Origin of the sequence: Roseibaca sp. Y0-43, assembly GCF_020667835.1 — a bacterium.
In the GTDB taxonomy this organism is placed as follows: domain Bacteria; phylum Pseudomonadota; class Alphaproteobacteria; order Rhodobacterales; family Rhodobacteraceae; genus Roseinatronobacter.
This window is the reverse complement of record NZ_JAFMPR010000005.1, coordinates 46,408-59,707: the sequence shown is the minus strand read 5'-3', so window position 1 is coordinate 59,707 and position 13,300 is coordinate 46,408. Positions and strand designations below refer to the sequence as shown.

At 64.2% G+C, this 13,300-nt stretch carries 14 protein-coding genes; 7 read left to right on the top strand and 7 right to left on the bottom strand.

Annotated features, from left to right (window positions below; genetic code table 11):
• The first annotated feature begins 85 nt into the window (after positions 1-85).
• Complete coding sequence (locus J1C52_RS15160; RefSeq protein WP_227427333.1) at positions 86-481, top strand: DUF6455 family protein; 396 nt, start codon at positions 86-88, stop codon at positions 479-481.
• On the opposite strand, the gene J1C52_RS07565 is transcribed toward J1C52_RS15160, so the two are convergent.
• From J1C52_RS07565 to J1C52_RS07545, 5 genes are all read right to left on the bottom strand, one after another.
• Positions 402-1,271: a universal stress protein gene (locus J1C52_RS07565; RefSeq protein WP_227427332.1), complete on the bottom strand. Its 870-nt coding sequence runs from the start codon at positions 1,269-1,271 to the stop codon at positions 402-404. The genes J1C52_RS15160 and J1C52_RS07565 overlap by 80 nt on opposite strands.
• Entirely contained in the window at positions 1,265-2,227 is a 963-nt protein-coding gene (locus J1C52_RS07560) for a Hint domain-containing protein (RefSeq protein ID WP_227427331.1), read from the bottom strand. Before J1C52_RS07560 ends, J1C52_RS07565 begins: the two co-directional genes overlap by 7 nt.
• Before the next feature lie 100 nt (positions 2,228-2,327).
• Entirely contained in the window at positions 2,328-2,720 is a 393-nt protein-coding gene (locus J1C52_RS07555; protein WP_227427330.1) for a DUF2147 domain-containing protein, read from the bottom strand.
• Positions 2,721-2,864: 144 nt separating this feature from the next.
• Positions 2,865-4,526, bottom strand: coding sequence for a BCCT family transporter (locus J1C52_RS07550; RefSeq protein ID WP_227427329.1), 1,662 nt, complete (start codon positions 4,524-4,526; stop codon positions 2,865-2,867).
• Positions 4,527-4,577: 51 nt separating this feature from the next.
• A complete protein-coding gene (locus J1C52_RS07545; protein ID WP_227427328.1) occupies positions 4,578-4,991 on the bottom strand; it encodes a universal stress protein in 414 nt (137 codons plus the stop codon).
• Positions 4,992-5,173: 182 nt separating this feature from the next.
• Here J1C52_RS07545 and J1C52_RS07540 point away from each other — a divergent pair, with 182 nt between their 5' ends.
• Both J1C52_RS07540 and J1C52_RS07535 read left to right on the top strand, forming a co-directional pair.
• A complete protein-coding gene (locus J1C52_RS07540; protein WP_227427327.1) occupies positions 5,174-5,953 on the top strand; it encodes an SDR family oxidoreductase in 780 nt (259 codons plus the stop codon).
• Positions 5,940-6,842, top strand: coding sequence for a DMT family transporter (locus tag J1C52_RS07535; RefSeq protein WP_227427326.1), 903 nt, complete (start codon positions 5,940-5,942; stop codon positions 6,840-6,842). The genes J1C52_RS07540 and J1C52_RS07535 overlap by 14 nt, the downstream gene beginning before the upstream one ends.
• Positions 6,843-6,875: 33 nt before the next feature.
• Here J1C52_RS07535 and J1C52_RS07530 read toward each other — a convergent pair whose 3' ends face one another.
• Positions 6,876-7,805, bottom strand: coding sequence for a class I fructose-bisphosphate aldolase (locus J1C52_RS07530; protein WP_227427325.1), 930 nt, complete (start codon positions 7,803-7,805; stop codon positions 6,876-6,878).
• Positions 7,806-8,000: 195 nt separating this feature from the next.
• Complete coding sequence (gene ssb, locus J1C52_RS07525; RefSeq protein WP_227427324.1) at positions 8,001-8,495, bottom strand: single-stranded DNA-binding protein; 495 nt, start codon at positions 8,493-8,495, stop codon at positions 8,001-8,003.
• A gap of 138 nt (positions 8,496-8,633) precedes the next feature.
• On the opposite strand from ssb, the gene J1C52_RS07520 reads away from it, so the two are divergent.
• The 4 genes from J1C52_RS07520 (at position 8,634) to J1C52_RS07505 (ending at position 13,296) form a co-directional block, all read left to right on the top strand.
• Positions 8,634-9,245 carry a lytic transglycosylase domain-containing protein gene (locus J1C52_RS07520; protein ID WP_227427323.1) on the top strand — a complete coding sequence of 204 codons (612 nt, stop codon included), beginning with the start codon at positions 8,634-8,636 and terminating at the stop codon, positions 9,243-9,245.
• Between the two features lie 122 nt (positions 9,246-9,367).
• On the top strand, positions 9,368-10,597 hold the full coding sequence (locus J1C52_RS07515; protein ID WP_227427322.1) for an aminotransferase class V-fold PLP-dependent enzyme: 1,230 nt from the start codon (positions 9,368-9,370) through the stop codon (positions 10,595-10,597).
• A gap of 19 nt (positions 10,598-10,616) precedes the next feature.
• Positions 10,617-12,062: a cryptochrome/photolyase family protein gene (locus J1C52_RS07510; RefSeq protein ID WP_370633241.1), complete on the top strand. Its 1,446-nt coding sequence runs from the start codon at positions 10,617-10,619 to the stop codon at positions 12,060-12,062.
• Positions 12,055-13,296 (top strand): SAM-dependent methyltransferase, encoded by a 1,242-nt coding sequence (locus tag J1C52_RS07505; protein WP_227427320.1) that lies wholly within the window; start codon positions 12,055-12,057, stop codon positions 13,294-13,296. Before J1C52_RS07510 ends, J1C52_RS07505 begins: the two co-directional genes overlap by 8 nt.
• Positions 13,297-13,300: the final 4 nt, after the last annotated feature.

Genomic DNA, 13,300 nt, shown 5'->3' with positions numbered 1-13,300 from the left:
GCTGTGGTAGCGTGCAACCATAACATGTATAACAGGTGTATGAATTCCAGCCTCACCAAAAGAACATCGAGCAGGAGAATCGAAGGTGCAGAAATTCTGGAACAGCGTTTTCAAAAGTGCGAACCGTCCACGCTGGTTTTTCGTGATGCGGCCAGAGGTGGCGATGACCCATGCCGCCTTTCCACGCCGCACGCGCGAGTTGAATGTCTGGCGCATGTCTTCGGCACTGGGGGTGGACATGGTCGGCGCGATCAAGGCGGGCAAGTTGACCCAAGACGCGCCGCTGGACCTGTTGCAGTCCATCACGCGCCGTTGCGCGGCCTGCCACCGCGCTGACGAGTGCCTGGCCTTGCTGATCCAATCGGGCGACAAGTTGGGCGCCGCGCCAGACTACTGCCGGGTCAAGAACCGGCTGGCGGCGTTGTTGCCGGATCAGGCGTGTCCGGCGGCAAAAGACCCGCGGAAAGGTCGGGCTTCGTGACCAGCGCATCGGTGGGCGGCGCGCGCATCAGGTCGCGCGCGTAATTGCCCAGCCGGGTCGGGTCGCGGCCCGAATGCGCGCCGATGACCAACAGGTCCGGCTGCCATTCTTCCATGCGAAAGCGCAGCACTTCGTGCACGCCGCCGGGCACGATCTCTGGCAGGGGCATGTCGGGGGGCAGATCCTTGCAGCGCATGAACGCGGCGCGCCGCTCTTCGGCGCGTTGCAGGTCGCGCGCGCGGGCGGTGGCGCTGTCGGTGGCCGCGCGGGGTAGGGCATGGATGGCGTGGAACGCGGCGCCGGGCGCGATGCGGGCCGCCTGTGCCAGCCCGCGCCCACAGATCGGATCGAAGCTGAGTGCGCCCAGCACGCGGGCATAGGGCTGGACCGGATAGCGCTGGGCGACCAGCACCGGGCAGTCCACACCCAGGGTGATCCGCTCCATCGTGGTCATGCGCAGCGTGTCCAGAACGCGGCGTTCGCGGTGCAGCCCGAGGACCACCAGACCGGCGCCCAACTGTCGGGCCAGCGCGATCACGCCCTCTGCCGGGGCCGCGTCGAGGATGTGCAAATCCTCTGCCCGGCCACCATGCTCGACCAGCGCCTGTGCCAGATGGTCGGGCGCGGTCCGTGCCAGACGCAGGCGAAAGCGGGCGGCGCTGGGTTTGCGCACATGCACCAGAGCCAGCCTTGCGCCCCAATGGCGGGCGATCAGCTGGGCGCGGCCCAGCACGGCGCGCGAGCGCTCGGTGCCATCGGTCGCGGCAAGGATGCAGCCGCCCGTCACCATGCCTTTTGCTTCGCGGCCAAGGCCTGCGCCGCGGCGGCGTCGGGCAGTTCAGGCGCGAAATGCGCGCGCTGGTTCAGTTGCGGAAACCGCGCCGACAGGTCGCGCGCGAAATCCTCGGGCAGGCGCGCCACCGTTGCCCGAGACACGAGCAGGCTTTCGGTCGGCACGCCTTCGGCATAGATGATCTGGTGGTCGTCGAACACCAGCGCATGATAGGTGGCAAAGCCGCCTTCGCGTTGCTGCACGCGGTCGCCATCGACCAGGTAGCGGGCTTGCACCAGCGCCTCGGACCGGCCATGCGCCGCCAGCCCACCACGCTGATAGAGGAAGATGCGTTGCAGCGGCCCGACGGATAGCGGGCCAAGATTGCCCAACAGCCCCGGCGGCAGGCGCACGGGCGCAAACAGCCCCACGGCGCGCACGGTGATCTTGCCCACCCATAGAAGCGGTTGCGCGCCATTGTCGCGGGTCAGCACGTAATCGCCCGCCTCCAGCGTCTCTATCGGGACAAGCTGCCCGTCGCCCGCCATGATCCGCGTGCCTGCGCAAAAGCTGCCGAAGACCAGTTGCGACAAGCGCAGCCGGGTCTGGCCGGGGTCGATGCCGATCAGCGCATAGCGCGCATCCCGGCGCAGCGGCGAGAGCGGCAGCAGCGCCAGCCGGCCCCCTATATCCAGAAGCAGCGCGTCCAGCACCTCGTTATCCTGCGCCATCAGCCGCAGCTCTGCCAGAACGGCGACCGCCCCCGCGAAACCGCCCTCTGGGGCGGTGTCGGCGATGGTGATCGCGTCCTCGGTGATCTTGAAGGTCACGGTGCTGGGGCGCGCGCCCTCCAGCAGTTCATACACGTCGCCTGTGCATAGCAGGTCGGGCGGGCCAAGCGGCTCGCCTTCGTTGATGCCCCAGAACGCCCGCAAGGCGGACGCATCGAAGATTTCGCAATCGTAATGCGTCATGGCAACCCACATCCCTGTCCGCGCGCGAAACCGCGCGCGCCCAAGATCACGTTAGCGCAAGAGGCCGCTCACTCCAATGGGGTTCCATGCGGGGCGGTGGTCAGCGCGCGCGGGTCCAGACGGATTCGCGGCAGATGCCCAGCACGCAGCCCGACACGCCAAGGCTGTTGCCGCGCAATTCCATCTTGGCGTTATAGGTCTTGCCCCGGTCGGGCGCGTAGACCTTGCCGTCGTCATAGGCGCCGTTGCCCTCTGGCACCATGTCCCAGACGATGGCGCGGCCGATATTGTCGGACGGGATGGGCTGGCCATTCGGGCCGAAGGCCGCAACCAACCCGCCGCAGATACGCCCGTTGGAACAGGTCTGGATCTGCACATGGCCGAAATTGCCGTTGTCATCGGGGGCGGTTTTCCACAGCCCGTGGCTGGGGTCGGCCAAGGCGGGGGCCGCCATCAGGGCAAGGGTTGCAAGGGTGGCCAAGGTGGTGCGCATGATGTCTCTCCTCCCAAAAAGACGCATGTTGGGATGAAGCGCGCGAAACCGGCTTCGGGCAAGTGCGACCTAGGGTCAACCGACGCAACGTCACAAAAAAACGGGGCCGTGTCTGGCCCCGTTTCGTGATGGTTATCGCGTGGGTCAGCGCGGTTCCGACATCAGCCCGCGCACAAGCGCCCAGCAGGCCATTAGAAGGACGATCGCAAAGGGCAACCCGGTCGAGACGGACGCCGCTTGCAGCGCCGCCAGACCGCCGCCGAGTAGCAAGGACGCAGCAACCAGCCCTTCGAAGATCACCCAGAACACGCGCTGGCTGACAGGTGCATTGATCTTGCCGCCCGCCGTGATCGTGTCGATCACCAGCGACCCCGAGTCCGACGAGGTGACGAAGAACACGATCACAAGGATGATCGCCAGCACCGAGGTAATGCTTGCCAGCGGCAGTTCCGACAGCATCCCGAACAGCGACAGTTCCGGCACATAGCTGTCGATCACGTAAGCAAACACGGCCGCTTCCGATGCGCTGTCGATCAATTGCTGGATCGCGGTGCCGCCGAAGGTTGTCATCCATATCGCAGAGGCGAGTGTCGGAATAATCAGCACGCAGGTGATGAATTCGCGCACCGTGCGGCCCCGGCTGACGCGGGCGATGAACATGCCGACGAAGGGCGACCAGCTGATCCACCACGCCCAGTAGAACGCGGTCCAGCCTTGGCGGAAGCCGTCATCTTCGCGGCCCACCGGGTTCGACAGCGCTACGACTTCGCTGAAATAGGCGCCGATATTGCCAAACAGGTTGCCCAGCAGCGTCAGTGTCGGGCCGACCAGCAGCACGAAGATCATCAGCAGCAGCGCAAGGCCCATATTGACTTCGGACAGCACCTTGACCCCGCCGTCCAGCCCCCGCAGCACCGAGATGAGCGCCATGCCGGTGATGATGCAGATCAGGATGATCGAGGTGGTGATGCTGGACCCAAGTTCCGGGGCGTCGAACACGAAGCCCAGACCGGCCGACGCCTGCTGTGCGCCGAATCCGAGAGACGTGGCCAGACCGAAGAGCGTGGCAAACACCGCCAGAATGTCGATGATGTGGCCCGGCCAGCCCCAGACTTTCTCGCCAAAGATGGGGTAGAAGATCGAGCGCACGGTCAGCGGCAGACCCTTGTTATAGGCGAAGAGCGCCAGCGACAGGGCCACGACCGCGTAGATCGCCCAAGGGTGCAGACCCCAGTGGTAGATGGTCGATGCCATCGCCAAACGCCGCGCGGATTCGACCGTTTCCGGGTCTGCCAGCGCACCTTCGACAATGCCCAGATCGCCGCCGAGCGGGTTATCGCCCCAGGGCGTGCCGAAATAATAGACCGGCTCCAGCACGCCGAAGAACATCAGGCCAATGCCCATGCCTGCGGCAAACAGCATCGCGAACCAGCCCAGATAGCCATAATCGGGTGTCGCGTCTTGCCCGCCGATCCGGACCTTGCCCAAGGGCGAGATCAGGATACCAAGGCAGACGATGACGAAGATATTCGCCGCCGACAGGAAGAACCAGTCGAAGCTGGAAGTCAGGAAACCGCGGAGCGCCGTGAAGGCAGGGCCGACCGCGTCCTGAAACATCAGGGTCAGGATCACGAAGGCCACGACCACAAGGCCCGACACGACGAAAACGGGGTTATGAATGTCCAGCCCGAACGGGCCGATTTGCGGGGTTATGTTGTCTTGTCCGATCTCGTAATCGGTGTCGATCACCTCGGACGCCCCTTCGGGTTCCGGGATCGCTTCAATGTCGGTATCTTCTTGTGACATGCAATGTCTCCTTCTTGGCCACGATGGGTGGCTTGGGTGCGGCGACGGCTGTCAGCGCACCAGAAATACGGAAATATCGGCGCGCGCGGCAATCGTGTCGCCATGCCCGGCCCAGATGTAGTCTAGCGCGTTGGGCGCATGGGTCTGCATGACGACAAGATCGCCGCCCAGCTCGTCGATGGCGCTCAGAAGCGTCTTGTCCGTGTCGATGCTGGGGTCATGGCTGACACAGGTTTTCGACGTGGCACTCAGCCCATGGGCAGCGCCTTGGTCAGCTGCGAACTTGGCCAGTTTCTCTGCATATTCGGTCGGGCTATGCGCGCCCGGTCCGGGGGCCGTGCCGGTCACGCCGACATAGCAAATTTCGGCTTTGTAGTGCTTGGCAAGGTCTGCGGCTGTCGCAAGCGCCTTGGTCAAGTGGTCGATATGTGACAGATCGACCGGAAAGATGACTTTCCGATACATGGTCCCTCCATGCGGTTATTTTTATGATCGCTGATGGCTAACGCTAACACGGGGTTGGGGGGTGCATGCAACCCCAGCGACACGAAATTGTCTGCCAGCGACATTCCTTTGGTGCCCTCTCGTCTTTCCCATCGCGCGCGCTAATGCTACTGCTGCACAGGTGAACAAACGGGAGGATCGAGATGGATCTGGGTATCGCAGGCAAACGCGCGCTGGTTTGCGCAAGCTCCAAAGGGTTAGGGCGCGGCTGTGCCGAAGCACTGGCAGCGGAAGGTGTGCATCTGGTGCTGAATGCGCGCGGGGCAGAGGCGCTAGAGGCCACCGCCGCCCATATCCGCGCCGCATATGGGGTAGAGGTCGTGGCAGTTGCCGCCGACATCACCACCGAAGATGGGCGCGCCAAGGTGCTGAAAGCCGCTGGCGAGGTGGATATTCTGGTTAATAACGCGGGCGGCCCGCCACCGGGAATGTGGTCCGACTGGGAGCGCGACGACTTCATCAAGGCGCTCGACGCCAACATGCTGACGCCCATCGCGCTGATCAAGGCACTGGTGCCGGGGATGATCGATCGGGGCTGGGGCCGGGTTGTGAACATCACCTCTGGGTCCGTTAAGTCGCCCATCCCGGTTCTGGGCCTGTCGAATTCGGCGCGCGCTGGGCTGACGGGCTATGTGGCCGGCACCTCGCGGCAGGTGGCGGGCAAGGGCGTGATCATGAACAATCTTTTGCCGGGTATTCACGACACCGACCGCGCGACCTCGCTCGATCAGGGCGTGGCCAAGGCCGATGGCAGCACGATTGCCGAAGCCCGCAAGAAGCGCGAAGCCACCATCCCCGCAGGCCGCTACGGCACAGCGCAGGAATTCGGTGCGACTTGTGCGTTCCTGTGTTCGCAATATGCGGGCTTCATCGTGGGGCAGAACCTGCTCTTGGATGGCGGGGCGGTGAATGCCACGCTCTGACTGGCGCGACACGGGCCTCTTGGTGCTGACGGCGGCGGCCTTTGGGGCCGCACCCCTTCTGATTGCTCTGGCGGTGCAATACTTCCCGCCGCTGACCTTGGGCGCGTTGCGGGCAGCCCTTGGCCTGCCGCTGCTGCTGATCGTGGCGGGGTTGATCGGCAAACCCGGCTGGAACGGCATGGAAGCGGTCGTCACGGCCCTTGTGGGCGGCTTGCTGGTTATCGCCGTGCCCTTCGTCACTTTGGCAGTGGGGCTGCAATACATCCCGTCGGGCATGGGCGGGTTGCTTTACGCCACCATGCCCATTTTCACGCTGGCACTGGCCGCGTTGTTCCTGCGGGACGAGCCTGTCACGCTCGAGCAATCCTTGCGCATCGCGCTGGGCTTGGGGGGCGTCGCGCTTATCGCGGGGCCGTCCTTCGTGGGCAATTCGCTGGGGCAGGCGGGGGTCGGCACGCTGTTCACTCTGCTTGCGCCGCTCAGCTATGCCGCGGGCAATGTGTGGTTCCGCCGCCGCAAGCCGGTGTCGCCCTTGTTGCTGAACGCCGCGATGTTCGGGGTCGGCGCAGTTGCAACATGGCCGGTGGCGCTGCTGGTGGATGGGCGCGTCACGGTCGAACCATCGGGCACCGTGATCGGCATATTGATCGCCCTGATCGTGCTGGCCACCGTCGCGCCCGCGATCCTGAACTACATGCTGGTGCGACAAGTGGGGGCGAACCGCGCCTCGCTCGTGATGTTCGTGATGCCGGGGTTTTCGGTGCTGTTGGGCATGGTGTTCTTGAACGAACGCCTGCCGTTTCTGGCCTTCGCGGGTCTGGCTTTGGTCATCCTTGCCGCGCGCGGGCCGATGCCGCGTGTTGCGCGGCGGCGAGTGGTTGCGTCGTAGGGCGCGCGGTTTCCGCGCGCCCCCGTTCCAAGATCAGGCTTTGCCCTTGTAGATATCGACAAGCTTGCCCAGCATCTCCAGCGCGTCCTCGCGCGAACGCTGGAAGCTGTTGCGCCCGATGATCGACCCGTTGCCGCCACCGTCGCGGATGGCGCGGGCATCGTCGAACACCGCGTCTGCCCCCTTGGCGGCCCCGCCCGAGAACACGATCAACCGACGCCCGTTCAGCGACGATTGCACGCAATGCTTGACGCGCGCCGCTTGGGTCGAGATGTCGATCTGCTGCTCTTCATAAACCTTCTTGGCCTCTGGCAGCATCAAATGGTCGGTGCCCAGCTTGATCTTGATGATATGCGCGCCCAGAAGCGCCGCGATATGGGCAGCATAGGCGGCCACGTCGATCGCGGTCTCGCCATCCTTGGTCACGGCCTCACCGCGCGGATAGGACCAGATCACGGTCGCCACACCCTTGGCGGCGGCTTCGCGGCGCATCTCGACGATCTCTTCGAACATGTCGAGTGCGCAATCACTGCCGGGGTAGATGGTAAAGCCGATGGCCGAACAACCCAGACGCAGTGCGTCATCCACGGATGCTGTGATCGCCTGGTTCTTGCCCGCCGTGCCCGACATGAGCGAATTGGCGCTGTTGACCTTCAGGATAGTCGGGATCTGGCCCGCGAATGTGTCGGCACCGGCCTCTAGCGGGCCGAGGGGCGCGGCATAGGCGTTCAGGCCTGCGTCAATTGCCAGTTGGTAATGGTAATGCGGGTCATAGCCCGCCGGGTTCGGGGCAAAGCTGCGCGCCGGGCCGTGCTCGAACCCTTGGTCCACCGGAAGGATAATCATCTTGCCGGTGCCGCCCAGCTTGCCCTGCATCAGCATCCGGCACAGATTGGCCTTCACGCCGGGCGTTTCGCCTTCGTAATTGGCAAGAATCTTCTGAACGATGCGGGTTGCGCGCATGGGGCTTCTCCTCTGCGGATTTGGGTCTGGAACGGGGTTAAGGGGCGCAATGTGGCAAAACAATGAAGTTAGCGCGTGACACCACGAAGTTAGCGCAACCAACGGGGTTTGAGGCGCGCCGCGCCGCCAATCCAGCCGGCCAGACATGAAAAAAGCCCGCGCAAGGGGCGGGCTTTTGTGGTCAGCTTTGACCTGTCAGAACGGAATTTCGTCATCCATGTCGGACGGGCCGGACGGGCCGCCATAGCTTGACCCGCCGCCGCGGCTGTCGCCGTAATCGGGGCCGCCACGATCATAGCCGCCACCGCCCATGCTGCCGCCACCCGCGCCGCCGCCATCGCGCCCGCCCAGAAGCGTCAGCTCGCCCTTGTAGGGGCGCAGCACCACTTCAGTCGAATAGCGGTCGGCACCGGACTGGTCCTGCCATTTGCGGGTTTCCAGCTGGCCTTCGATATACACGCTCGACCCTTTGCGCAGGTATTGCTCGGCAATCCGCACCAGCGGTTCCGAGAAGATCGCGACCGTGTGCCATTCGGTGCGCTCCTTGCGCTCGCCCGTGGCCTTGTCGCGCCATTGCTCCGACGTGGCAATACGCAGGTTGCACACCTTGCCGCCGTTCTGGAAGCTGCGCACTTCCGGGTCGCGCCCCAGATTGCCGACCAGAATGACCTTGTTGACCGAGCCTGCCATGTGAATTCGTCCTTTGTTCGCATCCGTGACGCCATGCGCCATATTCCCCGCGCATGGTAAAGACCGGGTAAACGGGTGCAAGCGGTTTTCTTGGCCGCGCTTTCGATCTATATTGCCGCCAAACCTTGGGGATGGGTGATGCGGAATCTTGTTCTTGTCAGTGTCATGGTCTGTTTGGGCGCGCTGGGCGCGCAGGCGCAGGGGTTGAACCTGTCGTCCAGCGGGTCGGTGTCGAGCGATCCGCTCGACCGCATCAAACGCGCCAGCCGCGTGATCGACGGGCGCATGTCAGAGCAATACTCGGCCTCTGTCCGGCTGCTGCCGAACCATGAAGAGGACGAGGAGGACACCAACACCCTGATCCCGCGCTATAGCGGGCCGCAATCGGGCGAATATGTGCAACTGGCCCGCGTGGCCGCGCGCAACAACAACGTGCCCGAAGACCTGTTCCTGCGCCTTGTGCATCAGGAAAGCCGGTGGAATTCGGGCGCGGTGTCGCACAAGGGCGCGATCGGTCTGGCGCAGCTCATGCCCGGCACCGCCGAATTGCTGCGCGTGGACCCGAACGACCCCGCGCAGAACCTGGAGGGCGGCGCGCGCTACCTGCGCATGATGTATGAACGCTTCGGCAATTGGCGGTTGGCGCTGGCGGCCTATAACGCCGGTCCCGGCGCGGTCGAACAGCATGGCGGTGTTCCGCCGTTTGACGAAACGCGCAACTATGTGGCGATCATTCTGGGCGCGGGCTAAGCCGGGTCACTGACGTTGCGGAAGGTTCTGTCGCTAATCGCAATCCTTGCCGCGTAATCCTGACGTGACGGCTTGTCTTTTCGCGCCCGCGCGGTGCACTCTCTGCCAAAAACGGAGAGGACATGCCCCAACTCGACACCGATTTCGTGCGCGCGCATTTCCCGGCCTTTGCCGAGGCCGACTTGCAAGGCCAGTATTTCTTTGAAAACGCGGGCGGGTCTTATACCTGCCAGCCCGTGATCGACCGGCTGACACGGTTCTACCACAGCCGCAAGGTGCAGCCCTATGGGGCCTATCGCGCGTCCGAACTGGCGGGGGCAGAGATGGACGAGGCGCGCACGCGTCTGGCGGCATTGATGGGCGTGCAGACCGAACAGCTCAGCTTCGGCCCGTCCACCACCGCGAATACCTATGTTCTGGCACAGGCCTTTGCCGAAAAGCTGGGGCCGGGTGATGCGATCATCGTGACCAATCAGGACCATGAAGCGAATTCCGGCCCGTGGCGGCGCTTGGCCGCGCGCGGGGTCGAGCTGCGCGAATGGCAGATCGACCGCGACTCTGGGCATCTGGACGTGGATGCGCTTTGGGCGCTGGTGGATGAGCGCGTGAAGCTCGTGGCCTTCCCCCATTGCTCGAACGTCGTGGGAGAGGTGAACCCGGTGGCCGAGATCTGCGCCGAGTTGCGCAAGGCTGGTATCTGGTCGGCGGTCGATGGCGTGTCCTATGCGCCCCATGGCTTTCCCGATCTGGGCGCGCTTGGGGCCGATATCTATTTGTTTTCAGCCTATAAAACCTACGGGCCGCATCAGGGGATCATGGTGCTTTCGCCCCAGATTTGCGACTGGTTGCCCAATCAGGCGCATTATTTCAACGCCGATGTGCCCTATAAGCGTTTCACGCCCGCTGGCCCCGATCATGCGCAGGTCGCGGCCTGTGCGGGCATGGCGGACTATATCGACGCGCTTTTCGCGCATCATTTCCCCGGCACCGATGCCGCGCCCGCCGCGCGTATGGCTGCCGTGCATGACCTGATGCGCGCGCATGAAACGGCGCTGTTGCAGCCGCTTCTGGACTATCTGCGCGCGCGTAATGATGTGCGGTTGCTTGGCCCGACCGTGGCCGCTGACCGCGCGCCCACTGTCGCCATAACCCATGAACGCCCCGGCCCAGAGCTTGCGAAAACGCTGGCGCGCGCGGGGATCATGGCGGGCGGCGGCAGCTTTTACGCCAACCGCGCGCTGCAAGGGCAGGGGATAGACCCAAATCATGGGGTGTTGCGACTGTCATTCGTGCATTACACTTCGCAAGCAGACCTTGACCGGCTGCTCTCGGCCCTAGATGGGCATTTGTGAAACTGCGAAGAGCGGAAACGTGACCGACACGCCCCCGATTATCCTGTGGCTGCGCCGCGATCTGCGGCTCAGCGACCACCCGGCCTTGCATGATGCGGCCCGCTCCGGCCAGCCGGTCATTCCGGTGTTCATCCATGATGACGAGGTGGCAGGCCTTGGGGCAGCGCCGAAATGGCGGCTGGGGCTGGCGGTTGCCCATATGGGCCGCGCGCTGGCCGAGAAGGGGTCGAAGCTGATCTTGCGGCGCGGCGCGGCCTTGGACGTGTTGCGCGATTTGGTGGCCGAAACGGGGGCCAAGCGCGTGGCCTGGACGCGCGGCTATGCCCCCGACCAGATTGCGCGTGACACCAAGGTGAAATCGGCGCTCAAAGACGATGGGCTGGAGGTGCAAAGCTACTCCGGCCATGTGTTGTTCGAGCCTTGGGATGTCGCCACCAAGGATGGCGGGTTCTACAAGGTGTACACGCCCATGTGGCGCGCGGTGCGGGACCGCGAGGTGCCAGAGCCGTTGCCAGCGCCCTCGCAGATCGCTGCGCCCGCTAAATGGCCCGATAGCGACCGGCTGGACGACTGGCAGATGGGCCGCGCCATGAACCGGGGTGCCGAGGTTGTGGCGCAGCATATCCATGTGGGCGAAGACGCCGCGCGCGGGCGTCTGGGCGCGTTTCTGGCGCACCGGGTCGCGCGCTACAAATCCGAGCGTGACCGGCTGGACATGGATGCCTGTTCCGGCCTGTCCGAAAACCTGACCTATGGCGAAATCAGCCCCCGCACCATCTGGCACGCGGGATGGCGCGCCTTGCACGAGGGTCATGCGCAGGCCGAGGATTTCCTGAAAGAACTCGTCTGGCGCGAATTCGCCTATCACCTGATCTACCACACCCCGCGCTTGGCGACGGAAAACTGGCGCCCGGAATGGGACGGGTTCCCGTGGCGGGGCGAGGGGGACGCGGTGCAAGCCTGGCGGCAGGGGCGCACGGGTATCGAAGTGGTCGATGCCGCGATGCGCGAGTTGTATGTCACGGGCCGGATGCATAATCGCGCGCGGATGCTGGTCGCCAGTTTCCTGACCAAGCATCTGCTGGTCGATTGGCGGCTGGGCCGCGACTGGTTCGCCGAGTGCCTGGTCGATTGGGATCCGGCGGCGAATGCCATGGGCTGGCAATGGGTGGCAGGCTCCGGCCCCGATGCCGCCCCCTATTTCCGCATCTTCAACCCAGACACGCAGGCCGAGAAATTCGACCCCAAAGCGGCCTATCGCAAGATGTGGCTGGCCGAATCCAGCCGCACGCCGCCCGCGACCGCGCTCGATTTTTACAAGGCCTGCCCCCGGTCTTGGAAACTTTCGCCGGACGACACTCGTCCCATGCCTGTGATAGACCTGAAAGACGGGCGCGAACGGGCGCTTGCGGCCTATCACGACCACAGAGAAAAACAAAAACAGGAAGACATGGCGCATGAATGACCTCGCGTTTGCGAACGGCCCGAAAGGCGAGATCCTGACATCGCTGGAGGGGCTGACCGACCTGCCACGCTATTTCGCCGCCGCCTTCGCCATTGGCCAGAAGCTGAACAAGGGGCGGCTGGATGTACGCTTGCCCGATGGGCGGGTGTTCCGGTTGCAAGGCAAGCATCCGGGCTATGTGGCCGAGTTGGACGTGCACGACCCGGACCTGTTCGCGCGGCTGATCCGCGAGGGGGATCTGGGCTTTTCCGACGCCTATCTGGAAGGCGGGTGGAGCACCCCGGACCTGCAAGCGCTGATGGACCTTCTGGCCGATGACAACCCCGCGCTCTATGACGAAGTGCTGCCGATGAAGGCCGTGCGCCTGGTGGAAAAGTTCCGCCACTGGCTGCGCCGCAACCACAAGACGCAGGCGCGCAAGAACATCTCGTATCATTACGATCTGGGGAATGATTTCTACAGCCTTTGGCTGGATGACAGCATGACCTATTCCTCGGGCATCTTCACCACCGGGCAGGAAAGCCTGGAGGCTGCGCAGGAAGCGAAATATGCCGCCATGGTGGACCGCATGGGCGTGAAGCCGGGCGATCATGTGCTGGAAATCGGCTGCGGTTGGGGCGGTTTTGCCGAATATGCCGCCGCCAAGCGCGGGCTGAAGGTGACGGGTCTGACGATCTCTCAGGCGCAGCACGATTACGCGGTCGCCCGGATGGAACGGCTGGGCCTGTCCGACAAGGTGGACATCCGGATGCAGGATTACCGCGACACGCGCGGGGAATTCGACGGCATCGCCTCTATCGAGATGTTCGAGGCCGTCGGCCAACGCTACTGGCCGACCTATTTCAGCGCCGTGCGCGACCGCCTGCGCCCCGGTGCGCAAGCGGTCATCCAGATCATCATGGTGCCCGATGCGCGGTTCAAGCACTACAGCAGCAACGTCGATTTCATCCAGAAGCACATCTTCCCCGGCGGGATGCTGGGCGCGCCCGGCCCGGTGCGCAAGGTCGCCGAAGAGGCGGGGCTGAGCTATGTGGACACGCATGATTTCGGGCAAAGCTATTCCGAAACGCTGCGCCGCTGGCATGACAGCTTCACCGCGCGCTGGGACGAAATCTCGGCCATGGGCTATGACGAACGCTTCAAACGCATGTGGGATTTCTACCTGACCTCTTGCGCGGCGGCGTTCCGCGGGGGCGCGTGCGATGTCACGCAACTGGTGTTGCAACGCCCCTAAGCTC

Excerpts from the sequence above, each read along its gene's own strand:
- J1C52_RS07565 (WP_227427332.1), bottom strand. The coding sequence starts at position 1,271 with ATGGTGACGGGCGGCTGCATCCTTGCCGCGACCGATGGCACCGAGCGC.
- J1C52_RS07560 (WP_227427331.1), bottom strand. The coding sequence starts at position 2,227 with ATGACGCATTACGATTGCGAAATCTTCGATGCGTCCGCCTTGCGGGCG.
- J1C52_RS07555 (WP_227427330.1), bottom strand. The coding sequence starts at position 2,720 with ATGCGCACCACCTTGGCCACCCTTGCAACCCTTGCCCTGATGGCGGCC.
- J1C52_RS07550 (WP_227427329.1), bottom strand. The coding sequence starts at position 4,526 with ATGTCACAAGAAGATACCGACATTGAAGCGATCCCGGAACCCGAAGGG.
- J1C52_RS07545 (WP_227427328.1), bottom strand. The coding sequence starts at position 4,991 with ATGTATCGGAAAGTCATCTTTCCGGTCGATCTGTCACATATCGACCAC.
- J1C52_RS07540 (WP_227427327.1), top strand. The coding sequence starts at position 5,174 with ATGGATCTGGGTATCGCAGGCAAACGCGCGCTGGTTTGCGCAAGCTCC.
- J1C52_RS07535 (WP_227427326.1), top strand. The coding sequence starts at position 5,940 with ATGCCACGCTCTGACTGGCGCGACACGGGCCTCTTGGTGCTGACGGCG.
- J1C52_RS07530 (WP_227427325.1), bottom strand. The coding sequence starts at position 7,805 with ATGCGCGCAACCCGCATCGTTCAGAAGATTCTTGCCAATTACGAAGGC.
- ssb (WP_227427324.1), bottom strand. The coding sequence starts at position 8,495 with ATGGCAGGCTCGGTCAACAAGGTCATTCTGGTCGGCAATCTGGGGCGC.
- J1C52_RS07520 (WP_227427323.1), top strand. The coding sequence starts at position 8,634 with ATGCGGAATCTTGTTCTTGTCAGTGTCATGGTCTGTTTGGGCGCGCTG.
- J1C52_RS07515 (WP_227427322.1), top strand. The coding sequence starts at position 9,368 with ATGCCCCAACTCGACACCGATTTCGTGCGCGCGCATTTCCCGGCCTTT.
- J1C52_RS07505 (WP_227427320.1), top strand. The coding sequence starts at position 12,055 with ATGAATGACCTCGCGTTTGCGAACGGCCCGAAAGGCGAGATCCTGACA.